This is a genomic window from Burkholderia sp. A2 (assembly GCF_001729305.1).
GTDB classification, from domain to species: Bacteria; Pseudomonadota; Gammaproteobacteria; order Burkholderiales; family Burkholderiaceae; genus Burkholderia; species Burkholderia sola.
Genome location: NZ_LZXX01000108.1, coordinates 24957 through 44306, shown reverse-complemented (window position 1 = coordinate 44306; position 19350 = coordinate 24957). Strand labels below are relative to the sequence as shown.

Here is a 19350-nt window from a genome sequence, read left to right as displayed (position 1 = left end):
CGGTGGCCCCTTTTATTGGGGATGCATGCGTGGGTGCCGCTGCATCAACCGGTGACCGCCCCCTGGTTGGCCGGCCGGGCGAGTGCCGCGAATTTCGCGAGCACGCCGCGCGTATAGCGCGGCGCCGGCTGCCGCCACGCGGCGCGGCGGCGTGCGAGTTCCGCATCGTCGACGTTCAGCTGCAGCAGCAGCCGGTGCGCGTCGATCGTGATCGAATCGCCTTCCTGCACCAATGCGATCGTGCCGCCGACGAACGCCTCCGGCGCGACGTGGCCGACCACCATGCCCCAGGTGCCGCCCGAGAAGCGGCCGTCCGTGATGAAGCCGACCGATTCGCCAAGCCCCTTGCCGATGATCGCGGAGGTCGGCGCGAGCATTTCCGGCATGCCGGGGCCGCCCTGCGGGCCGAGGTAGCGCAGCACCAGGATGTCGCCCGCGCGGATCCGGTCGCCGAGGATCGCGTCCATCGCGCTCTGCTCGTCGTCGAACACGCGGGCCGGGCCCGTGATCACCGGGTTCTTCAGGCCGGTGATCTTTGCGACCGCGCCGTCTTCCGCCAGATTGCCCTTCAGGATCGCCAGATGGCCTTCCTTGTACAGCGCGCGGTCGATCGGGAAGATCACGTCCTGATCCGCGCGCGGCACGGCCGGCACGTCCTTCAGCTCGTCGGCGATCGTGCGGCCGGTGATCGTCATGCAGTCGCCGTGCAGCAGCCCCGCGTCGAGCAGGATCTTCAGCACCTGCGGAATCCCGCCGGCCCGATGCAGGTCGGTCGCGACGTACTGTCCCGACGGCTTCAGGTCGCAGATCACAGGCACGCGCTTGCGGATGCGCTCGAAGTCGTCGATCGTCCAGTCGACCTCGGCCGCATGCGCGATCGCGAGATAGTGCAGCACCGCGTTGGTCGAGCCGCCGGTGGCCATGATCACCGACACCGCGTTCTCGATCGACTCCTTCGTGATGATGTCGCGCGGCTTCAGGTCGCGCTTCACGGCCTCGACCAGCACGCGCGCCGATTCGGCGGCCGAATCGACTTTCTCCTGGTCGGGATTCGCCATCGTCGACGAATACAGCAGCGACATCCCGAGCGCCTCGAACGACGAACTCATCGTGTTCGCGGTGTACATCCCGCCGCACGAACCCGAGGTCGGACACGCGTTTTTCTCGACGCCTTCGAAATCCTCCTGCGACATCCGGCCCGCGGTGAATTCGCCGACGGCCTCGAACGACGACACGATCGTCAGGTCGCGGCCTTTCCAGTTGCCCGGGCGGATCGTGCCGCCGTACACATAGATGCCCGGCACGTTCAGGCGCGCGAGCGCGATCATGCCGCCCGGCATGTTCTTGTCGCAGCCGCCGACCACCACCACGCCGTCCATCCACTGGCCCTGCACGCAGGTTTCGATGCAGTCGGCGATCACTTCGCGCGACACGAGCGAGTACTTCATCCCTTCGGTGCCCATCGACATGCCGTCCGAAATCGTCGGCGTGCCGAAGATCTGCGGGTTCGCGCCGGCCGCCTTCACGGCGTCGACCGCCGCGTCCGACAGCCGCTGCAGGCCGGAATTGCACGGCGTGATCGTCGAATGGCCGTTCGCGATGCCGATCATCGGCTTGTCGAAATCGTCCTTCTGGTAGCCAAGCGCGTAGTACATCGAACGGTTCGGCGAACGGGCCACGCCTTGCGTGATGTTTTTAGAGCGGCGGTTGTACGACATGGGGAGCTCCATCGTTGTTTTGACGACGCCGGCGCGAACGGCGCGCCGGGTGGATCAGTCAAGCATGGAGTTTCCGTTCTGGGATGTCCAATATATTATTTGTCGCCTATTAAGTCGTTTTACGAATGAGTGGAGTATGGCCGATCCGATCCCCGACCTGCGCCAGTGGCGCTATTTCGTCACCGTTGCCGACGAACGCCATTTCGGCCGCGCGGCCGAGCGCCTGTCGATGACGCAACCGCCGTTGTCGCAGGCGATCCGCGCGCTCGAGGACGCGCTCGGCGTCGCGCTGTTCGTGCGCACCAAGCGCTCGGTCGCGCTGACGGCGGTCGGCGCGGCGTTGCTGCCGGAGGTGCGCCGGCTGCTGGCGTCGGCCGATGCGCTGCCGCCGCTGGCGCGCCGGCTCGCGCGCGGCGAGGCCGGCTCGCTGTCGCTCGCGTTCGTGTCGACCGCCGATTACGGGCTGCTGCCGTCGTTGTTGCGTGCGTTCGGCACGCGCTATCCGCAGGTGCGGCTGCAGCTCACGGAAGCGACGAGCGACGTGCAGATCGACGAACTCGTCGCCGGGCGCATCGACGCCGGGCTCGTCATTCCGCCCGTGCCGCCGCGCCACGCGGCCGGGCTGTCGTACCTGTCCGTGGTGCGCGAGCCGCTGGTGGTCGCGATGCCGGCCGGGGCGTCCGACGCGCCCGAGGACGAGCCCGTGCAGCTCGCCGACGTCGCCGCGTTGCCGCTCGTGATCTTTCCGCGACGTTTGGCGCCCGGCTTTTATGACATCATTACGGGCTGCTACGGCGCGGCGGGGGAAACCCCGCGCATCGGCCAGGAGGCGATCCAGATGCAGACGATCGTCAGCCTCGTGTCGGCCGGCATGGGCGTCGCACTGGTGCCGCAATCGCTGCGTAACCTGCGGCGCACCGGTGTGGTCTACCGGCCGCTCGCCGGTCACGCGCCGGTCGTCGAGACGGGTCTCGTTTGGCGTACCGGCGACGTCAGCCCCGTGCTCGCCGGCTTCATCGACGTCGTGCGCGCGCAGGGTCCGGCCGCGTGACGTGAACGATGGCGCGCGGGCGCCGTCCAACGCGCGGTCCTGCACGTGTGCGACGGCCGTACCGTATTCGAAAACTTCTCCGCTAACCCATGATCATTCACCCGAATTTCGACCCCGTTGCGATCCATCTCGGGCCGCTGGCCGTGCGCTGGTACGGCCTCATGTATCTTGTCGGCTTCATCGCGGCGATCGTCGTCGGCCGGGTCCGCCTGAAGCTGCCGTATGTCGCCGCGCAGGGCTGGACCGCGAAGGACATCGACGACATGATGTTCTACGGCGTGCTCGGCACCGTGCTCGGCGGCCGGCTCGGCTACGTGCTGTTCTACAAGGCCGATTTCTACTTCTCGCATCCGCTCGACGTGTTCAAGGTGTGGGAAGGCGGCATGTCGTTTCACGGCGGCTTCCTCGGCGTGACGCTCGCGATGATGCTGTTCGCGTGGCAGCGCAAGCGGCACTGGCTGCAGGTCACCGATTTCGTCGCGCCGATGGTGCCGTTGGGGCTCGCAGCGGGGCGGCTCGGCAATTTCATCAACGGCGAGCTGTGGGGCCGCGTGACCGATCCGACGGCGCCGTGGGCGATGCTGTTCCCGGGCGCGATGCGCGACGACGCGGCATGGCTGCCGAAACACCCGGCACTCGTCGAGAAGTGGCATCTCGCCGACGTGTTCATGCAATACCAGATGCTGCCGCGCCATCCTTCGCAGCTCTATGAAATCGCGCTCGAGGGTATCGCACTGTTCTTCGTGCTGTTCCTGTTCGCGCGCAAGCCGCGGCCGATGGGCGCGATATCCGCGCTGTTCCTGATCGGTTATGGCGTCGCACGTTTCACGGTCGAGTTCGCGCGCGAGCCCGACGACTTCCTCGGCCTGCTCGCGCTCGGCCTGTCGATGGGGCAGTGGCTGTCGCTGCCGATGATCCTCGCGGGTATCGCGCTGATGGTCTGGGCGTATCGCCGCCGCGCGGCGAACGCGAATGCGGCTGCTTGAAGTGGCTGCATGAAGTGGCGGCATGAGGTGGCTGCATGAGCTCGCTGCATGACGCGGTATCGATGTACGCGTGATCGGCGCATGCATCGGCTGTCCGGACGCACATGAAAAACGCCGGCCTTCGGGCCGGCGTTTTTCGTTTCCGACAACGGCGCGATGCGCGTTACTTCATCTGCACGGAGCCGTTGACGGTGACCGACACGGTGGCCTTGCCGCCTTCGACCGCGATCGGCGCACTCATCTTCGCGCTGTCCATCGGCGCCGCCGCCATCGCCATCATGCGCGGGTACGGCTGCACGTTGCGGCCGCTGCCGACGTTCACGTCGCGGATCGTGTAGCTGCTGTAGCCGAACGCCTTCGCGGCTTCGTCCGCGCGGGCGCGGAACGACTTGATCGCTTCGGTCGTGAGCTTCTGCTCGGCCGTCCGCTGCGCTTCCGGCGACAGCGAGAACTCGACGTTCGCGACCTGCATCAGGTTCGACAACTGGCCGGCCAGCTTCGACGCCGCGGCGAAATCGCGCGATTCGAGCGCGACCTCGGTGCGGCCGCGCCATGCGGAGATCTTGCCGTCGCGATCGGTGCTCGGATACACGGAGAACGCGCCCGTGTGTGCGGTGACGCCCGTCACGCCCTTCGCCTGCGACAGCGCCGCCTCCGCGCGCTGGTTCAACTGCGCGGTGAGGCTGCCCGGGTCCTTGGCCTGCTGCTCGTAGAACAGCGTGATGTGGATGATGTCCTGCGGCACGTCGGCGCTGGCCTGCGACGAAAGCGACAGCACGCCGGCCGGCTCCGGAAAGTGCGGGTTCGCCGCCTGGGCATGCGCGGCGGGCGACGCGAGCGTCAGCGCGACGGGAATGGCGGCGGCGAGGGCGAGCGACAGCGCGAGAGCGGATTTCTTGGTCATTGTTGGACTCCTTGTGCGAGGGCGTGCACGCGGATCACGCGTGCACGACGCGGGCGTACCGCGCGACGAAAAAGAACGATGGCCGGCCCGATCGGCCGACAGCGGTTGCTTAGGCCGCGCGAAAGCGCCGCGAGTTCCGTGACGGCGGTGCGTACTGACCAGATTTGACCTTTTGGCCGACGCCTACTTCATCAACTTTTCGGTGATGAATCGCCATTCCGCGCGCGTGACGGGCGTGATCGACAGCCGGTTGCCGCGGGCGAGCACGCGCATGTCGGCGAGTTCGTCGTGCTCGCGCAGCGCAGCGAGCGGCACGAGCGGCGACTTCTTCACGAAGCGCACGTCGACGAGCAGCCAGCGCGGGGCTTCCCGCGTCGATTTCGGGTCGTAATAGGGGCTTTTCGGATCGAACTGCGTGGGATCGGGGTAGGGCGTGGACGACACTTCGGCGAGCCCCGCGATACCCGGCTCGGGGCAGCTCGAGTGATAGAACAGCACGCCGTCGCCGATCTTCATCGTGTCGCGCATGAAATTGCGCGCCTGATAGTTGCGCACGCCGGTCCACGGCAGCGAGCGCTGCGGTGCGTTGGCGAGATCGTCGATGCTTGCTTCGTCCGGTTCGGACTTCATCAGCCAGTATTGCATGGTCGTGATCGACGCAGAAGGGGCTGCTGCAAAAGGAAACGGCATCGGGAGTTCCCGATGCCGTTGGATAGGCCCCCGCCTTGGCCGCTAGGCCGGCATCCTGAACCTGAGGTTCAGAATTGGTCGCAGTTAGCAGCACTTCGGGTACATCAGACAGAGTGACGCGCGCGCCCGTGCTACAAATTTCCGCAACCGTGCACATGGCATTGGTTCAAGGAATATATGACCTTGGCGAACCAGGCAGGGAAGCTGACTGAACTGTGTTTCGATGCGCCAATTTGACCACCGTTGACCGTCGAGATCAAGCGGAATCGACGCATCGTTTGAAACGTTACTGCGTCTCGTGCTGTGCGAGCACCGCGCCGAGCTGTTCGTTCATCTGGTGCATTGTACGACGGATTTCCTCGGCCGGAAATGCTTCACCGTGCCGCACGCTCGTTTGCAACCGCAGCAATTCCGACGCAAGCGACAGCGCCGCCATCACCGCGATGCGATCGGTGCCGCGCACCGAGCTGTTCGAGCGGATTTTCGACATTTCGGCGTCGACGCGCGCGACCGCTTCGAGCAGCGCCGCTTCGGTCTCGGCCGAACAGGCGAGCCGATAGGCCTGACCGAGAATCGAGACTTCGATCTGCTTGGTGCTCATGCATGTTCTCCGTGGCTGGCCGCGTCATCGCCATCCGTGCGCGCCTGTGCATCGAGCAGGTCGAGCTGGTTGTCGGCTTGCTCCGCGCTCTTCGAGCGCGGCAGCTTTTCGAGAATCGCGTTCAGTTTCACCTGGGCGTCGTCGATCTTCGCCGACAGCGTGTCGCGCTCGGCCGCGAGCGCATTGCGTTCGTCGCGCAGCTGCGTGAGTTCCGCGCGGACCGTGTCCGCTTCCGCGCGCAATTGCGCGACCTGCTCCTCGAGCGCGAGCCGTTCCGAGTGATAGCGCTTGTTCAGCGAAATCAGACGGCCAATATTTTGAGACAGGGTTTCGAGTTCGTTGAGCATTTGCTGCGTCCTCTAAAGACCCAGCATTTTAGCGCGGAATACCGCGCAATCCGACATCTGTAACGTTTCCAGTCGTAACACCCCTGCTTCTTGCCGCGAATGGACGCGTCCCGCGCGGCTCCGGACGCTTCCTTGACGCTCGCGCGACCGGCTCCTAAACTGGCGCCGCCTCGGTGCTCGCGCGCAGGACGCGCGGTTAAACGGGAAGCAGGGTGCGGGCTCGAGGAGCGCGCGAACCTGCGCTGCCCCCGCAACGGTAAGCGGCCGCGTCGCGTGACGCAGGCCGGCTCGGGCGCGTTTCGCGTGCAGGTCGCACGCGGGCGCGGGCCACTGCGCGTCATTGCGCGGGAAGGCGAGCCGGACCGCCGCCAGCCCGGATACCGGCCGAGACGGGGAGCCCGCACGGGCTTCATGGCGCGCGGCCTGCGGGGAAGCGGGGCGTGCAATGTTTCACGGAACGTTCTTCGATGCCGACCCCAATCGTCCGCCACGCGCCCCTGTCGCGCGCGGCCGGCCACCGCAAGCGGATGCGCCGCGTGTCGTGCGCACGGCCGTGCGCGGCATGAGCGCGGCACGCGCCTTCGCGATCTGGGCCGCGCTGGCCGCCATGGTCGCGCTGCTGTTCGTCGCGTCGCTGTCGATCGGCAGCGTGCCGATGTCGCCGTGGCAGGCGCTCGTGTCGCTCGTGCCGCACGGCGGCGATACCCTGTTTGCCGATATCGTCCGGACGCTGCGCCTGCCGCGCGCGCTCGCGGGTTTCGCGTGCGGCGCGCTGCTCGCGCTGGCCGGCGCGTTGTTGCAGGTGCTGCTGCGCAATCCGCTCGCGGAGCCGTACGTGCTGGGCGTGTCCGGCGGCGCGGCCGGTTTCGCGCTGGTCGCGATGATCGCGGGCGGCGCGTGGTGGCTCGTCGACGCATCGGCGTTCGCCGGTTCGCTCGTCTCGGTCGCGCTCGTGCTCGGTCTCGCGAGGCGCGAGCTGTGGCGCGGCGAATCGCGCGACGCGTCGCCGCGGCTGCTGCTCACAGGGGTCGTGATCGCGGCGGGGTGGGGCGCGCTCGTCACGCTGTTGCTGTCGCTCGCGCCCGACGCGCGGCTGCGCGGCCTCATCTTCTGGCTGACGGGCGACCTGAACGGCGCGACGGCGCCGTGGTTCGCGTGGGGCGCGCTGCTGCTGAGCGCATGCGTCGCGTTGCCGGCCGCGCCGCAACTGAACGTGCTGCTGCGCGGCGACGCGACCGCGCAGGCGCTCGGCGTGCCGGTCGCGCGCCTGCGCATGCGGATCTATCTCGTCGCGTCGCTGGCCGCCGCGGCCGCGGTGACGACGGCCGGGACGATCGGCTTCGTCGGCCTCGTCGTGCCGCATGCGTTGCGGCTCGCGTTCGGCAACGACCAGCGGATGCTGCTGCCGGCCGCGATGCTCGCGGGCGGCGGTGGCGTGATGGCGGCCGACCTGCTCGCGCGCACCGCGATCGCGCCCGCGCAGTTGCCGGTCGGCGCCATGACCGCGTTGATCGGCGTGCCGGTGTTCCTGTGGATGTTGCTGAGGAGACCGATGCGATGACGAGCGCCGCACCGCACGCCGCTGCCGGCGACATGCGCTACATGGCCGTCGACCTGACGCTGAAGGCCGGCGCGCGCACGCTGCTCGACCGCTTCACGCACGCGTTCCGCCCCGGCGAGATCTGGTGCGTCGCCGGGCCGAACGGCGCGGGCAAGACGACGCTGCTCGCCACGCTCGCGGGATTGCAGCCGCCCGCCGGCGGACACGTCGAGATCGACGGTCGGCCGCTTGCCGTGTGGCGCCCCGAACAACTCGCGCAGCGCCGCGCGCTGATGCCGCAGCAACTGCACGATGCGTTCAGCGCGACCGTGTTCGACACGGTGCTGCTCAACCGCTTTCCGTATCTCGGCGGCTGGGGCTGGGAGCGCGACGGCGACCGCGCGGCCGCGCGCGCCGCACTCGCGACGTTCGACCTGAGCCCGCTCGCGTCGCGCGACGTGATGTCGCTGTCGGGCGGCGAGCGGCAGCGGGTCGCGCTGGCCGCGACGCTGTGCCAGGATGCGCCGCTGATGCTGCTCGACGAACCGCTCGCGCATCTCGACCTGCATCACCAGGTCGACTGCCTGACTGCGCTGGCCGCCTGGCTCGCGGCGGGCCCGCGCACGGTGATGTTTTCATGTCACGACCTGAATCTCGCGCGGCGTTTCGCGACGCATGCGCTGTTGCTCGACGGCCGCGGCCATGCGTGGGCCGGCCGCGTGCACGACGTGCTGACGCCGGAGCGCGCGAGCGAGGCGTTCGGCTATCCGCTCGTGCTGATCCGCGAGAACGGCCGCGATGCGCTGCTGCCGGCGTGGCCCGCGCGACAATGACCTTTCCCGTTCCGACTTTTCCGATGCGCGGCGCACGCCGTGCCCACCATACGGCTCCTCGATGACCACTTCGACCCAATTCCCGCCCGCGATCGCGCCGCTCGACGACGCGCTGCGCACGCGCCTGCAGCACGTGATCGACCACAAGACCAAGCCGCCCGGCAGCCTCGGCCAGCTCGAGGCGCTCGCGCTGCAGATCGGCCTGATCCAGCGCACCGAGCGGCCGGTCGTGCAGCGTTCCGTGACGATCGTGTTCGCGGGCGACCACGGGATCGCGGCCGAGGGCGTCAGTCCGTATCCGCAGGCGGTGACTGCGCAGATGGTCGCGAACTTCCTCGCCGGCGGCGCGGCGATCAACGCGTTTTCGGGTGTCGCGCAGAGCACGCTCGAGATCGTCGATGCGGGCGTCGCGTCGCCGCTGCCGTTGTCGGACCGGCTGGTGTCGCTGCCGGTCGCGCGCGGCACGCGCAACTTCGCGGCGGAGCCCGCGATGACGCGTGAAGAAGCGATGAAGGCGCTGGCCGCGGGCGCGGCGCGTGTGCGCCTGCACGCGTCGCTCGGCACGAACGTGATCGGCTTCGGCGAGATGGGGATCGCGAACACGTCGTCGGCCGCGTGCCTGATGAGCCGCCTGCTCGACGTGCCGATCGACGCATGCGTCGGCCGCGGCACGGGCCTCGACGACCAGGGTCTCGCGCACAAGCGCGCGGTGCTCGGCCGCGCGCTCGTCAAGCACTCGCATGCGATCGCGCCGCTCGACGTGCTCGCGACGTTCGGCGGTTTCGAGATCGCGATGATGACCGGCGCGTACCTCGCGGCCGCGAGCGAGCGGATGACGATCCTCGTCGACGGCTTCATCGCGACCGCCGCGCTGCTCGTCGCCGAGCGCATCGCGCCCGGCGTGCGCGACTACTGCGTGTTCTCGCATACGTCGCACGAGGCCGGCCACCGGCGCATGCTCGAGCATTTCGGCGCGAAGCCGCTGCTCGCGCTCGACCTGCGGCTTGGCGAAGGCACCGGCGCCGCGCTTGCGCTGCCGCTGGTGCGCGCGGCGGCCGCGTTCGTCAGCGAGATGGCGAGCTTCGAATCCGCCGGCGTCGACGATCGTGACGCCTGAGCGCACGCGCGGCATGCGGGCCGAACTGCGCTACTTCTTCGTCGCGCTCGGCTATTTCACGCGCGTGCCCGTGCCGCGCTCGATCGGCTACGCGGCCGGCGATCTCGACCAGGCCGCGCGCTATTTCCCGCTCGTCGGCGCGTGCGTCGGCGCATGGGGCGCGCTCGTCTATCTCGTCGCGCTGCATGTGCTGCCCCCGTCGATCGCGGTCGGGCTGTCGATGGCGGCGACGCTGCTCGCGACCGGCGCCTTCCACGAAGACGGCCTTGCCGACAGCTGCGATGCGTTCGGCGGCGGCTACACGCGCGACGACGTGCTGCACATCATGCACGATTCGCGGATCGGCACGTTCGGCGCGGTCGCGCTCGTCATCGCGCTCGGTTTGAAATGGCAGGCGCTGGCGTCGATGCTGCCGCTGCGCGCCGCATGGACGATGATCGCCGCGCACGCGGCGAGCCGCGCGATGGCCGTGAGCCTGCTGATGACGCTCGACTACGTGCGGCCCGAAGGCAAGGCGAAGCCGGTCGCGCAACGAATGGGCGCACGTGCGGCGTGCGTCGCGGCGGTGTTCGGACTGCCGTGGCTGTTCTGGCCGGACTGGCGCATGGGGGTTGCCGCATGCGTGGCGCTCGTGCTCGTGCGCGCGTGGGCGGTCCGCTATTTCGTGAAGCGGATCGGCGGTTATACGGGCGACTGTCTCGGCTTCGCGCAGCAACTGGGCGAACTGGCGATCTATCTGGTGGTGCTCGGATGGACGTCGTCCTGATCCGTCATCCGGCCGTCGGCATCGAGCCGGGCGTCTGCTACGGGCGCAGCGACGTGCCGCTCGCCGAATCGGCCGACGGCGGCGCGCAGGCCGTGCGCATGCATCTGGCGGAACGGGGTATGCCGTCGCCCGAACAGGTGTGGACGAGCCCGCTGACGCGCTGCGCGTCGGTTGCCGAACGGCTCGCGCGGGCATTCGACGTACCGCTGCTGTGCGATGCCGACTGGCAGGAAATGGATTTCGGCGCGTGGGAAATGCAGCGCTGGGACGATATCGACCGCGCGGCGCTCGATGCGTGGGCAGCCGACCTGATGCATGCGTGCGCGCACGGCGGAGAAAGCGTCGCGCGATTCGTCGCGCGGGTGGCGCGGCAGGCCGATGCGCTGGCGGCGTTCGACGGACCGCAATGGGTCGTCACGCATGCCGGTGTGATCCGCGCATTCGCGTCGCATGTGTTGCGCGTGCCGCTCGACGCGTTGCTGTCGCGGCCCGTGCCGACGGGTGGGGGGGTGTGGCTGCGCAGGGAAGACGCCGCGCGAACGTGGGAAGTCGTGCACTGGGATGCATAGGTGCGCTTGCGTCTGCCTATGAACGACGCTGCGCACCGAGCTGTCTCGAGCACCCACGCATCCGGCATCGGTGCGCGATGCATCCGCAACCCGCCGGAGATCAGCGCGCCGGCCGCCGCGCACGCGCGGCATCCAGATCCTCGCACAGCGCGGCCGCGCCCTGCGCGATCCGCGGCGCCGGTCGCGTCAGCAGATCGCCGTCGATCGCGAACAGGTTGTTGCGCGCCACGGCCGTCAGCGCGGGCCACGTGCGCCAGCGCGCGAGGCTCGGCAGCGGTTCGTTCGAACGGGTCGCGCCGGCGCTCGTCGTCACGATCGCCTCCGGATTCGCCGCGAGCACGGCCTCGTCGGTCACGGTCGGCGCGAGCGGCTTGAGCGACGCGAACACGTTGCGGCCGCCGCAGAGTTCGAACACTTCGTTGATCAGGTGCGTGCCGTTGAGCGTCGTCAGCGGGCGGTCCCACACCTGGAAGAACAGCGTGACGGGCGGGCGTGCCGCGTAGCGTGCGCGCAGTGTTGCGATGTCCCGCGTAAAGGCGGTCGCGGCGGCATTGGCGGCCGGTTGCGCGCCGAGCAGCGTGCCGAGCCGGCGCAACGACGACGACACGTCGTCGAGATGCTTCGGTTCGCTGAAGAACAGCGGGATGTGGAGCGCGCGCAGCGCGTCGGTCTGCCGCTCGGCGTTGCCGTGCCGCCAGACGACGATCAGGTCGGGCTTCAGCGCGGCGATGCGTTCGAGATCGAGCGCCTTGTTGTCGCCGACGCGCGGCACCGCCTGCGCGGCGGCCGGATAGTCGCTGTACGTGACGGTGCCGACGAGCTTCGCACCGCCGCCGGCCGCGTAGACGAGCTCGGTCGCGTGCGGCGCGAGGCTGATCACGCGCTGCGCGGGCGCGGGCAGCGTGACCGTATTGCCGGCGTCGTCGCGGGTCGTGACGTCGGCGTGGACGAGCGGCGCGTGAGCGAGCGCGACCAGCAGCGCGGCGGGCTTTAGCCGGCGGAACAGGCGTGCACTCATGCGGAGGCCTGCTGCAGCAGCGGCACGCAATGGGCGAGCGCATCGCCGAGGCGCTGCCATTCGGCTTCGCTGCCCGGCAGGCCGATGCGCACGCTCGACGGCGTCGGGAAGTACCGCGTCCAGATCCCGCGCGCCGCCAGCGCCGCGTGCAGCGCCGCGGCGCGCGGATCGGCGGTCCAACTGAAGAGCGATGTCGCGCGCACCGCGAAGCCGTGCGCGCGCAGCAACGTGGCGAGTCGTTCGCCGTCGGCCGCGAGCCGATCGCGCGCGGCAGCTTGCCACGCGCGATCGGCGAACGCCGCGGCGACCGCGTGGCGCGCGGGGCCGCCGACCGTCCATGCGCCGAGCCTGTCGCGCAACGCGACGATTTGATCGGGGCATGCGAGCACGAAGCCCGCGCGGATCCCGGCCAGCCCGAAGAACTTGCCGACCGAGCGCAGCACGACGAGCCCCGCGCGATCGACCTGTGGCGCGAGCGATGGCGTCGCGCCCGTATCGGCGAACGCTTCGTCGACGATCAACGTGCCGCCGCGTGCCGCCAGTTGCGCATGCCAGCCGAGCAGGCGTTCGGTCGGCACGAATTCGGCGGTCGGGTTATTCGGATTTCCGACGATGACGTGGCGCAGCGTCGCGGGCAGCGTATCCGCGCGAATGTCGAGCGGGACGACGCGATGGCCGTGGCGCGCGAACGCGGGCGCGTATTCGCCGTACGCGAGCGCCGCGACGCCGGCGTCGCCGGCCGGCAGCAACGCCGGCAACGCGCGGATCGCGGCCTGGCTGCCGGCAACCGGCAGCACGTGCGCGGCATCGGGCGCGTGGTAGTACCGTGCGGCGCAGGCCGCGAGGCCGTCGCCGTCGTCGGGCAGCCGGCGCCAGGCGTCGGCCGGCACGGGCGGAACCGGGTAGCCGACCGGATTGATGCCGGTCGACAGGTCGAGCCACGCGTCGTACGGAATGCCGTGGCGACGGGCGGCCTCATGCAGGTTGCCGCCGTGCGCGATGGATGAATCAGACATGATGGGTAGCCATGACGAGTGCGCTGCTCGCGACCAGCAGTGCGAGCCACAGCGCGAGCGTGCGAGTGACGAGCGACAGCGCGGCGACGATGTGAAGGGCGGTGGCCGTGGCGCCGGTGCCGAGCGCCGGCCGATCCTCGATCTCGCCGTGATAGACGGCCGCGCCGCCAAGCTGCACGTTCAGGCTGCCGGCGCCCGCGGCCATGACGGGGCCCGCGTTCGGGCTGTCCCAGTGGCGCGCCTGCGTGCGCCAGCAGCGCCACGCGGCGGCCGTGTCGCCGAGCAGCGCGTAGCTCGCGGCGGTGAGGCGCGCGGGAATCCAGTTCAGCGCATCGTCGATGCGCGCGGCGGCCCAGCCGAAGGTCAGGAAGCGCGGCGTGCGGTAGCCCCACATCGCGTCGAGCGTGTTCGCGAGCCGGAACAGCAACGCGCCGGGGCCGCCCGCGACGACGAACCAGAAGAGTGCGCCGAAGATCGCGTCGTTGCCGTTTTCCAGCGCCGATTCGACGGCCGCGCGCGACAGCGCACCTTCGTCCGCATTGCTCGTGTCGCGCGACACGATGCGGGCGGTCAGCGTGCGCGCCGCGTCGAGGTCGTGCCGCAGCAGCGCGGCGGCGATCGGCGCGACGTGGTCGGCGAGGCTCTTCGCGCCGAGCGCGAACCACAGCAGCGCGACGTGCAGCGCCGCCGCGAACGGCCAGGGCAGCGCGGCGACGAGCCATGCCGCGACGGCCACCGGCGGCACGACCGCCGCGAGCCACGCGGCGACGCCGACCACGCGGCCGCGCCGGCCGGTGTTCAGCGCGGCTTCGATGCGCGCGGCGACGCGGCCGAACGCGACGAGCGGATGCCAGCCGGCCGGCTCGCCGATGGCGCGGTCGACGATCGCGGCGGCGACCGCGAGCATCGCGACGACGGGCAGCGACAGCATCAGCATGACGGTGCGCCTGCCTTGAGGTCGAGCGGCAGCCCGGCAACCAGCAGCGTGACGCGTGTCGCGAGCGCGGCGACGCGCTGGTTCAGGCGGCCGAGCTCGTCGACGTAGCGGCGCGTGACCGACCCGAGCGGCACGACGCCGAGCCCGATCTCGTTGCTGACGACGATGACCTTCGCGCGCGCGCCGCGTAGCGCGTGCTCGAGCCGCTCGACGTGCGCCGCGTACTGCGCGTCGTCGAGCGGTGCGCCGTCGGCGGGGCACAGCAGGTTCGTGAGCCACAGCGTCAGGCAGTCGACGAGCAGGCACGCGTGCGGATCGTCGAGCCGCGCGAGCGTGCCCGCGAGATCGACGCTCGCGTCGGCGAACCCCCAGTCGGCCGGCCGGCGCGCGCGGTGATGCGCGATGCGCTGCGCGAATTCGGCATCGGCGGCGGTCGCCGTCGCGATGTAGGTGACGGGGCGGCCGCTGTCGGCGGCGAGCCGCTCGGCATGCGCGCTCTTGCCCGAGCGCGCGCCGCCGAGGACGAAGGTGAGGTCGTGCGGAATCATCGCGTGATTGTAACGGCGCGGGCGACCCGGCGCGGGCGATAATGCCGCCTTTGCTTCGCGACACCTTTCACACGATGAATGCACCCGAGCCGCGGCCGCGCGGCACGCTGATGATCCAGGGCACGACGTCCGACGCGGGCAAGAGCACGCTCGTCGCGGGCCTGTGCCGCCTCGCGCGCCGCGGCGGCGCGCGCGTGGCGCCGTTCAAGCCGCAGAACATGGCGCTCAACAGCGCGGTGACGGTCGACGGCGGCGAGATCGGCCGCGCGCAGGCGTTGCAGGCGCTGGCCGCCGGCGTCGCGCCGCATACGGATTTCAATCCGGTGCTGCTGAAGCCGACGAGCGACCGCGGCGCGCAGGTGATCATTCACGGCCACGCGCGCATGAACCTCGACGCACGCGCGTATCACGACTACAAGCCGGTCGCGTTCGATGCGGTACTCGAGTCGTATGCGCGCCTACGCGCCGGTTACGACACGGTGATCGTCGAAGGCGCCGGCAGCCCGGCCGAGATCAACCTGCGCGACGGCGACATCGCGAACATGGGCTTTGCCGAGCGCGTCGACTGCCCGGTCGTGCTCGTCGCCGACATCGATCGCGGCGGCGTGTTCGCGCATCTGGTCGGCACGCTCGCCTGCCTGTCGGACAGCGAGCGCGCGCGCGTGCGCGGCTTCGTGATCAACCGCTTCCGCGGCGACCTCAAGCTGCTCGAGCCGGGGCTCGACTGGCTGAGCGCGCAGACGGGCAAGCCGGTGTTCGGCGTGCTGCCGTATCTGCACGGGCTGCTGCTCGACGCCGAGGACATGCTGCCCGCCCAGGCGCGCAGCGCCGCCGCCCGCGGCGATGCCGGCGTGTTGCGCGTCGTCGTGCCCGCGCTGCCGCGCATCAGCAACCACACCGATTTTGATCCGCTGCGCGCGCATCCGCAGGTCGAATTCACGTACTGGAAGAGCGGCCCCGTGCCCGACGCCGACCTGCTGATCCTGCCCGGTTCGAAGAGCGTGCAGCGCGATCTCGCGTGGCTGCGCGATGCGGGCTGGGACGCGCTGATCCGGCGCCATCTGCGCTACGGCGGCAAGGTGATCGGCATCTGCGGCGGCATGCAGATGCTCGGCCGCACGCTCGACGATCCGCTCGGCCTCGAAGGCGCGCCCGGCAGCGTGCCCGGGCTCGGGCTGCTCGATTTCGACACGACGCTGCAGCCCGACAAGACGCTGAAGAACGTGACCGGTCAGCTCGCGCTGCCGGGCGCGGCGCCCGTGCGCGGCTACGAGATCCACATGGGCGACACGCGCGGGCCGGCGCTCGCGACGCCCGCGCTGACGCTGGCCACCGATGCCGCGCGGGACGGCGCGCGTCCCGACGGCGCGAGGTCGGCCGACGGCCAGATCCTCGCGACCTACGTGCACGGGCTGTTCGACGCCCCCGACGCCTGCACGGCGCTGCTCGCGTGGGCGGGGCTCGACGGCGCGGCCCGCATCGACTACCTGGCGCTGCGCGAGGCGTCGCTCGAGCGGCTGGCCGACACGTTCGCCGAGCACCTCGACCTCGACGCGCTGTACGCCGAGTTTCGTTGAGACCGCGCCGTCCGCCCTCGCTTTTTCCGCGCGATCGCGTACAACAGAGGAGGGCGGAGGTCCGCCCGAAGGAGGGCGACGATGAGGGCTCGATGGTGGTGGAGCGTACTGCTCGCGGCGCTGCTGGGCGTGTCGGCGGCCGCGCATGCGTGCGATTCGTATGCGCCGGGCGGCGGCCAGTCCGGCGGCGACGCCACGCAAGGCAAGAGCGGTTACTGAGCGGGATGCAGGGCATGATCGGTCATGCCCTTTTTTGTGACTTTATTCGTTCTCGAATGGAATTAATTTAAGCGGGCTGGCGTGTTTATCGGTCGAATGGGTTCGAATAGAGTGCGATCCATTCCCATCCACTCCCTAAGGAATCCGTCATGAACGCCACCCGCCTGAACGATTTCGCCGCGACGCTGCTGCGCGTCGCCCTCGGCGTGCTGTACCTCGCGCACGTCGCGCAGAAAGTATTCGTCTTCACGCTGCCCGGCACGGCGCAGTTCTTCGCGTCGATCGGCCTGCCGGGCTGGCTCGCGTACCTGACCACGTTCGTCGAACTGGCGGGCGGCCTCGCGCTCGTCGCGGGGTTCCGCGTGCGCATCGCCGCGCTGGTGCTGCTGCCGTTCATGCTCGGCGCCGTTGCCGCGCATCTGCCGAACGGCTGGAGCTTCGCGTCGCCGCACGGCGGCTGGGAATATCCGGCGTTCTGGGCCGTCACGCTGGCCGTGCAGGCGCTGCTGGGCGGCGGCGCGTTCGCGCTAGGCGCGCGGGAGGCCGCGGTCCAGCGTGCGTGACGTGAAGGAAAGCGGACGAAAGTGGTGCGTGGGTCCACACCACCGGTTCCGGTGACCCCCCGTTTGCCGATATCATCGCTCCCTGTATCCGCAATCGAGCGGCGCCTGCCATGCGGCCGGCGCCGCGCGGCTTTTTCGGGGGAATTCATGACGGTCATCGTGGTGGCGAATCCGAAGGGCGGCGTGGGCAAGAGCACGCTGTCCACCAATCTAGCCGGCTATTTCGCGGCGCAGGGCGCATGGGTCGCGCTGGCCGACCTGGACCGGCAGCAGTCCGCGCATGCGTGGCTCGACCTGCGGCCGGCCGGCTTGCCGACGATCGAGGCGTGGGAGCTCGATCCGGAAGCGCCGTCGAAGCCGCCGCGCGGGCTCGAATATGCGGTGATCGATACGCCGGCCGGCCTGCACGGCACGCGGCTCAACGTCGCGCTGCAACTGGCCGACAAGGTGATCGTGCCGCTGCAGCCGTCGATGTTCGATATTCTCGCGACCCAGCAGTTTCTGGAACGCCTCGCCGGCGAAAAGGCCGTGCGCAAGGGCAGCGTCGAGGTCGGGATCGTCGGGATGCGGGTCGATGCGCGCACCCGCTCGTCCGACCAGCTGCACCGGTTCGTCGAAGGCCTCGGCCTGCCGGTGCTCGGCTACGTGCGCGACACGCAGAACTACGTGCAGATCGCCGCGCACGGCCTGACGCTGTGGGACGTCGCGAAAAGCCGCGTCGAGAAGGATCTCGAACAGTGGCGGCCGATCGTCGAATGGGCCGAACGTCGCGTGCCGAAGGCCGAGAAGGCCGTCAAGGCTTCCTGAGCGGCCGGGCCGTCCGGCCGGCGCGATACCCGAGACTCAATGAGAAAGGGCCGGATCCCGTGGCTCACGGGTATCCGGCCCTTCAGTGGCAAGCGGCATCGCCGGCGCGGGGGCGCCGCTCAGCTTACGTCCAGTTCTGCGTCGGCACGTGATCGCGGTGGCCCTTGATCTTGTTGCCTTCGTCGATGAACACGAGCTTCGGCTTCCAGCCGGCCTGCAGTTCCGCTTCGTCGACCATCGCGAATGCCGCGATGATCACGAGGTCGCCAAGCTGCGCGCGGCGTGCGGCCGAGCCGTTCAGCGAGATCATCCCGCTGCCGCGTTCGCCCTTGATCGCGTAGGTCGAGAAGCGCTCGCCGTTGTTGATGTTCCAGATGTCGATTCGTTCGTTTTCGATGAGGCCCGCCGCTTCGAGCAGGTCTTCGTCGATCGCGCACGAACCTTCGTAGTGCAGTTCGCAGTGCGTGACCGCCGCACGGTGGATCTTCGATTTGAGCATGTGGCGCTGCATGGTGTCTCCGTGATGCGTCGTGAGAGGCGCGGGCGGGCCGCCCGTCAGATTTCCAGGTTGTCGATGAGGCGCGTCGCGCCGAGCTTCGCGGCCGCGAGCACGACGAGCGGCTCGCCGGCTTCGAGTTCAGCGGCGCTCGGCGCGATCAGGTTCGCGCGGCGGCGGATCGCGATGTAGTCGGGCACCCAGCCGCGTTCGGCCAGATGCGCGTGCGCGTGCTGCTCGAGCTTGCCGAGATCGCGTTCGCCGCCGAGCACGCTGTCGCGCACGCGCTGCAGCGTTTTCGCCAGTTCGGGCGCTTCGTTGCGCTCGTCGGTCGTCAGGTAGCGGTTGCGCGACGACAGCGCGAGGCCGTCCTCGTCGCGCACGGTTTCGGCGGCGATGATGTCGACCGGCAGCGCGAGCTGCTGGCACATCCGGCGCACGATCATCAACTGCTGGTAGTCCTTCTTGCCGAACACGGCGACGCGCGGCTGCACGCAGGACATCAGCTTGGTGACGACCGTGCACACGCCGGCGAAGAAGCCGGGCCGGAACTCGCCTTCGAGGATCCCGCCGAGATCGTCCGGCGGCAGCACGCGATACTCCTGCGGCTCAGGGTACATGTCGCGCTCGGTCGGCGCGAACAGCACGTACACGTTTTCCTGCTGCAGCTTCTCGATATCGTCCTGGAGCGTGCGCGGGTACTTGTCGAAATCCTCGTTCGGGCCGAATTGCAGCCGGTTGACGAAGATGCTCGCCACGACCGGGTCGCCGTGCTGGCGCGCGAGGCGCATCAGCGACAGGTGCCCTTCGTGCAGGTTGCCCATCGTCGGCACGAACGCCGTGCGGTTCTGTCCGCGCAGCTGGTCGCGCAGTTCCTGGATCGAGCTGATGACTTTCATGATCGGGTAGCGGGTTCCTCGCGCAGGCGCGCGTTGACGCCGCGGCAGCGGCATCGGGGTCGAAGCGGAGAACGCCGGCGCGCGGGCGGCGCATCGGGCGTCGGCGGATTGTAGAGGATTTGGCCGCGCGACGCATCGATAAAAGAAC

At 69.5% G+C, this 19350-nt stretch carries 22 protein-coding genes, 1 other RNA gene and 1 riboswitch; of the genes, 11 read left to right on the top strand and 12 right to left on the bottom strand.

All coding sequences use genetic code 11. The features are described 5' to 3' along the window. Positions 1–44 precede the first annotated feature (44 nt). Positions 45–1718 (bottom strand): dihydroxy-acid dehydratase, encoded by a 1674-nt coding sequence (gene ilvD / locus A9Z05_RS24500; RefSeq protein WP_069620387.1) that lies wholly within the window; start codon positions 1716–1718, stop codon positions 45–47. Between the two features lie 136 nt (positions 1719–1854). Between ilvD and A9Z05_RS24495 the strand changes: the two genes are divergently transcribed. Both A9Z05_RS24495 and lgt read left to right on the top strand, forming a co-directional pair. Then, complete coding sequence (locus A9Z05_RS24495; RefSeq protein WP_069620386.1) at positions 1855–2769, top strand: LysR substrate-binding domain-containing protein; 915 nt, start codon at positions 1855–1857, stop codon at positions 2767–2769. 89 nt (positions 2770–2858) lie between these two features. Continuing rightward, positions 2859–3755 (top strand): prolipoprotein diacylglyceryl transferase, encoded by an 897-nt coding sequence (gene lgt, locus A9Z05_RS24490; RefSeq protein ID WP_069620385.1) that lies wholly within the window; start codon positions 2859–2861, stop codon positions 3753–3755. Between the two features lie 163 nt (positions 3756–3918). On the opposite strand, the gene A9Z05_RS24485 is transcribed toward lgt, so the two are convergent. The 5 genes from A9Z05_RS24485 to A9Z05_RS24465 all read right to left on the bottom strand — a co-directional run bounded on the left by A9Z05_RS24485 (position 3919) and on the right by A9Z05_RS24465 (position 6297). After that, positions 3919–4659 (bottom strand): SIMPL domain-containing protein, encoded by a 741-nt coding sequence (locus tag A9Z05_RS24485; protein WP_069620384.1) that lies wholly within the window; start codon positions 4657–4659, stop codon positions 3919–3921. Between the two features lie 183 nt (positions 4660–4842). Beyond that, complete coding sequence (locus tag A9Z05_RS24480; RefSeq protein ID WP_059576737.1) at positions 4843–5304, bottom strand: EVE domain-containing protein; 462 nt, start codon at positions 5302–5304, stop codon at positions 4843–4845. Positions 5305–5372: 68 nt separating this feature from the next. Further along, positions 5373–5554: non-coding RNA, 6S RNA (gene ssrS / locus A9Z05_RS24475), on the bottom strand. Positions 5555–5635: 81 nt separating this feature from the next. Then, complete coding sequence (locus A9Z05_RS24470; RefSeq protein WP_011352906.1) at positions 5636–5950, bottom strand: cell division protein ZapA; 315 nt, start codon at positions 5948–5950, stop codon at positions 5636–5638. Then, a complete protein-coding gene (locus A9Z05_RS24465) occupies positions 5947–6297 on the bottom strand; it encodes an ATPase (protein ID WP_069620383.1) in 351 nt (116 codons plus the stop codon). The genes A9Z05_RS24470 and A9Z05_RS24465 overlap by 4 nt, the downstream gene beginning before the upstream one ends. Before the next feature lie 154 nt (positions 6298–6451). Next, positions 6452–6701, top strand: a riboswitch (cobalamin riboswitch). Between the two features lie 41 nt (positions 6702–6742). Between A9Z05_RS24465 and A9Z05_RS24460 the strand changes: the two genes are divergently transcribed. From A9Z05_RS24460 to cobC, 5 genes are all read left to right on the top strand, one after another. Beyond that, positions 6743–7858, top strand: a complete 1116-nt coding sequence (locus A9Z05_RS24460; protein WP_069620382.1) for an iron ABC transporter permease — start codon at positions 6743–6745, stop codon at positions 7856–7858. After that, complete coding sequence (locus A9Z05_RS24455) at positions 7855–8670, top strand: ABC transporter ATP-binding protein (protein WP_069620381.1); 816 nt, start codon at positions 7855–7857, stop codon at positions 8668–8670. Before A9Z05_RS24460 ends, A9Z05_RS24455 begins: the two co-directional genes overlap by 4 nt. Positions 8671–8731: 61 nt before the next feature. Further along, positions 8732–9787 (top strand): nicotinate-nucleotide--dimethylbenzimidazole phosphoribosyltransferase, encoded by a 1056-nt coding sequence (cobT, locus tag A9Z05_RS24450; RefSeq protein WP_069620380.1) that lies wholly within the window; start codon positions 8732–8734, stop codon positions 9785–9787. Positions 9788–9800: 13 nt separating this feature from the next. Beyond that, positions 9801–10553: an adenosylcobinamide-GDP ribazoletransferase gene (locus tag A9Z05_RS24445; protein WP_069620379.1), complete on the top strand. Its 753-nt coding sequence runs from the start codon at positions 9801–9803 to the stop codon at positions 10551–10553. After that, on the top strand, positions 10538–11122 hold the full coding sequence (gene cobC, locus A9Z05_RS24440) for an alpha-ribazole phosphatase (RefSeq protein ID WP_069620378.1): 585 nt from the start codon (positions 10538–10540) through the stop codon (positions 11120–11122). The genes A9Z05_RS24445 and cobC overlap by 16 nt, the downstream gene beginning before the upstream one ends. Positions 11123–11222: 100 nt before the next feature. Here the strand turns inward: cobC and A9Z05_RS24435 are convergent, their stop codons facing one another. The 4 genes from A9Z05_RS24435 to cobU are packed head-to-tail and all read right to left on the bottom strand — an operon-like array spanning position 11223 to position 14641. Beyond that, the gene (locus A9Z05_RS24435) at positions 11223–12140 is read right to left on the bottom strand and encodes a cobalamin-binding protein (protein WP_069620377.1); all 918 of its coding nucleotides are present in this window, start codon (positions 12138–12140) and stop codon (positions 11223–11225) included. Continuing rightward, positions 12137–13156 carry a threonine-phosphate decarboxylase CobD gene (cobD, locus tag A9Z05_RS24430; protein ID WP_069620376.1) on the bottom strand — a complete coding sequence of 340 codons (1020 nt, stop codon included), beginning with the start codon at positions 13154–13156 and terminating at the stop codon, positions 12137–12139. The genes A9Z05_RS24435 and cobD overlap by 4 nt, the downstream gene beginning before the upstream one ends. After that, positions 13149–14093: an adenosylcobinamide-phosphate synthase CbiB gene (cbiB, locus tag A9Z05_RS24425; protein ID WP_069620375.1), complete on the bottom strand. Its 945-nt coding sequence runs from the start codon at positions 14091–14093 to the stop codon at positions 13149–13151. Before cbiB ends, cobD begins: the two co-directional genes overlap by 8 nt. Further along, on the bottom strand, positions 14087–14641 hold the full coding sequence (gene cobU / locus A9Z05_RS24420) for a bifunctional adenosylcobinamide kinase/adenosylcobinamide-phosphate guanylyltransferase (protein WP_069620374.1): 555 nt from the start codon (positions 14639–14641) through the stop codon (positions 14087–14089). The genes cbiB and cobU overlap by 7 nt, the downstream gene beginning before the upstream one ends. A gap of 74 nt (positions 14642–14715) precedes the next feature. Here cobU and A9Z05_RS24415 point away from each other — a divergent pair, with 74 nt between their 5' ends. The 4 genes from A9Z05_RS24415 to A9Z05_RS24405 all read left to right on the top strand — a co-directional run bounded on the left by A9Z05_RS24415 (position 14716) and on the right by A9Z05_RS24405 (position 17807). Further along, positions 14716–16218, top strand: coding sequence for a cobyric acid synthase (locus A9Z05_RS24415; protein ID WP_069620445.1), 1503 nt, complete (start codon positions 14716–14718; stop codon positions 16216–16218). Between the two features lie 81 nt (positions 16219–16299). After that, on the top strand, positions 16300–16437 hold the full coding sequence (locus A9Z05_RS37030; protein ID WP_176730242.1) for a hypothetical protein: 138 nt from the start codon (positions 16300–16302) through the stop codon (positions 16435–16437). Positions 16438–16586: 149 nt separating this feature from the next. Next, positions 16587–17000, top strand: a complete 414-nt coding sequence (locus tag A9Z05_RS24410) for a DoxX family protein (protein WP_069620373.1) — start codon at positions 16587–16589, stop codon at positions 16998–17000. Positions 17001–17147: 147 nt separating this feature from the next. Further along, a complete protein-coding gene (locus A9Z05_RS24405; RefSeq protein ID WP_069620372.1) occupies positions 17148–17807 on the top strand; it encodes a ParA family protein in 660 nt (219 codons plus the stop codon). A 124-nt stretch (positions 17808–17931) separates the two neighbouring features. Here the strand turns inward: A9Z05_RS24405 and panD are convergent, their stop codons facing one another. Together panD and panC are read right to left on the bottom strand one after the other, a co-directional pair. Beyond that, the gene (panD, locus tag A9Z05_RS24400) at positions 17932–18318 is read right to left on the bottom strand and encodes an aspartate 1-decarboxylase (RefSeq protein WP_006484038.1); all 387 of its coding nucleotides are present in this window, start codon (positions 18316–18318) and stop codon (positions 17932–17934) included. 44 nt (positions 18319–18362) lie between these two features. Then, entirely contained in the window at positions 18363–19202 is an 840-nt protein-coding gene (gene panC, locus A9Z05_RS24395; protein ID WP_069620371.1) for a pantoate--beta-alanine ligase, read from the bottom strand. Positions 19203–19350: the final 148 nt, after the last annotated feature.

Excerpts from the sequence above, each read along its gene's own strand:
- cobT (WP_069620380.1), top strand. The coding sequence starts at position 8,732 with ATGACCACTTCGACCCAATTCCCGCCCGCGATCGCGCCGCTCGACGAC.
- A9Z05_RS24410 (WP_069620373.1), top strand. The coding sequence starts at position 16,587 with ATGAACGCCACCCGCCTGAACGATTTCGCCGCGACGCTGCTGCGCGTC.
- panD (WP_006484038.1), bottom strand. The coding sequence starts at position 18,318 with ATGCAGCGCCACATGCTCAAATCGAAGATCCACCGTGCGGCGGTCACG.
- A9Z05_RS24435 (WP_069620377.1), bottom strand. The coding sequence starts at position 12,140 with ATGAGTGCACGCCTGTTCCGCCGGCTAAAGCCCGCCGCGCTGCTGGTC.
- cobC (WP_069620378.1), top strand. The coding sequence starts at position 10,538 with ATGGACGTCGTCCTGATCCGTCATCCGGCCGTCGGCATCGAGCCGGGC.
- cobU (WP_069620374.1), bottom strand. The coding sequence starts at position 14,641 with ATGATTCCGCACGACCTCACCTTCGTCCTCGGCGGCGCGCGCTCGGGC.
- cobD (WP_069620376.1), bottom strand. The coding sequence starts at position 13,156 with ATGTCTGATTCATCCATCGCGCACGGCGGCAACCTGCATGAGGCCGCC.
- A9Z05_RS24480 (WP_059576737.1), bottom strand. The coding sequence starts at position 5,304 with ATGCAATACTGGCTGATGAAGTCCGAACCGGACGAAGCAAGCATCGAC.
- ilvD (WP_069620387.1), bottom strand. The coding sequence starts at position 1,718 with ATGTCGTACAACCGCCGCTCTAAAAACATCACGCAAGGCGTGGCCCGT.
- A9Z05_RS24470 (WP_011352906.1), bottom strand. The coding sequence starts at position 5,950 with ATGAGCACCAAGCAGATCGAAGTCTCGATTCTCGGTCAGGCCTATCGG.
- lgt (WP_069620385.1), top strand. The coding sequence starts at position 2,859 with ATGATCATTCACCCGAATTTCGACCCCGTTGCGATCCATCTCGGGCCG.
- A9Z05_RS24445 (WP_069620379.1), top strand. The coding sequence starts at position 9,801 with ATGCGGGCCGAACTGCGCTACTTCTTCGTCGCGCTCGGCTATTTCACG.
- A9Z05_RS37030 (WP_176730242.1), top strand. The coding sequence starts at position 16,300 with ATGAGGGCTCGATGGTGGTGGAGCGTACTGCTCGCGGCGCTGCTGGGC.
- A9Z05_RS24485 (WP_069620384.1), bottom strand. The coding sequence starts at position 4,659 with ATGACCAAGAAATCCGCTCTCGCGCTGTCGCTCGCCCTCGCCGCCGCC.
- A9Z05_RS24495 (WP_069620386.1), top strand. The coding sequence starts at position 1,855 with ATGGCCGATCCGATCCCCGACCTGCGCCAGTGGCGCTATTTCGTCACC.
- A9Z05_RS24405 (WP_069620372.1), top strand. The coding sequence starts at position 17,148 with ATGACGGTCATCGTGGTGGCGAATCCGAAGGGCGGCGTGGGCAAGAGC.
- A9Z05_RS24460 (WP_069620382.1), top strand. The coding sequence starts at position 6,743 with ATGTTTCACGGAACGTTCTTCGATGCCGACCCCAATCGTCCGCCACGC.
- A9Z05_RS24415 (WP_069620445.1), top strand. The coding sequence starts at position 14,716 with ATGAATGCACCCGAGCCGCGGCCGCGCGGCACGCTGATGATCCAGGGC.
- A9Z05_RS24465 (WP_069620383.1), bottom strand. The coding sequence starts at position 6,297 with ATGCTCAACGAACTCGAAACCCTGTCTCAAAATATTGGCCGTCTGATT.
- cbiB (WP_069620375.1), bottom strand. The coding sequence starts at position 14,093 with ATGCTGATGCTGTCGCTGCCCGTCGTCGCGATGCTCGCGGTCGCCGCC.
- panC (WP_069620371.1), bottom strand. The coding sequence starts at position 19,202 with ATGAAAGTCATCAGCTCGATCCAGGAACTGCGCGACCAGCTGCGCGGA.
- A9Z05_RS24455 (WP_069620381.1), top strand. The coding sequence starts at position 7,855 with ATGACGAGCGCCGCACCGCACGCCGCTGCCGGCGACATGCGCTACATG.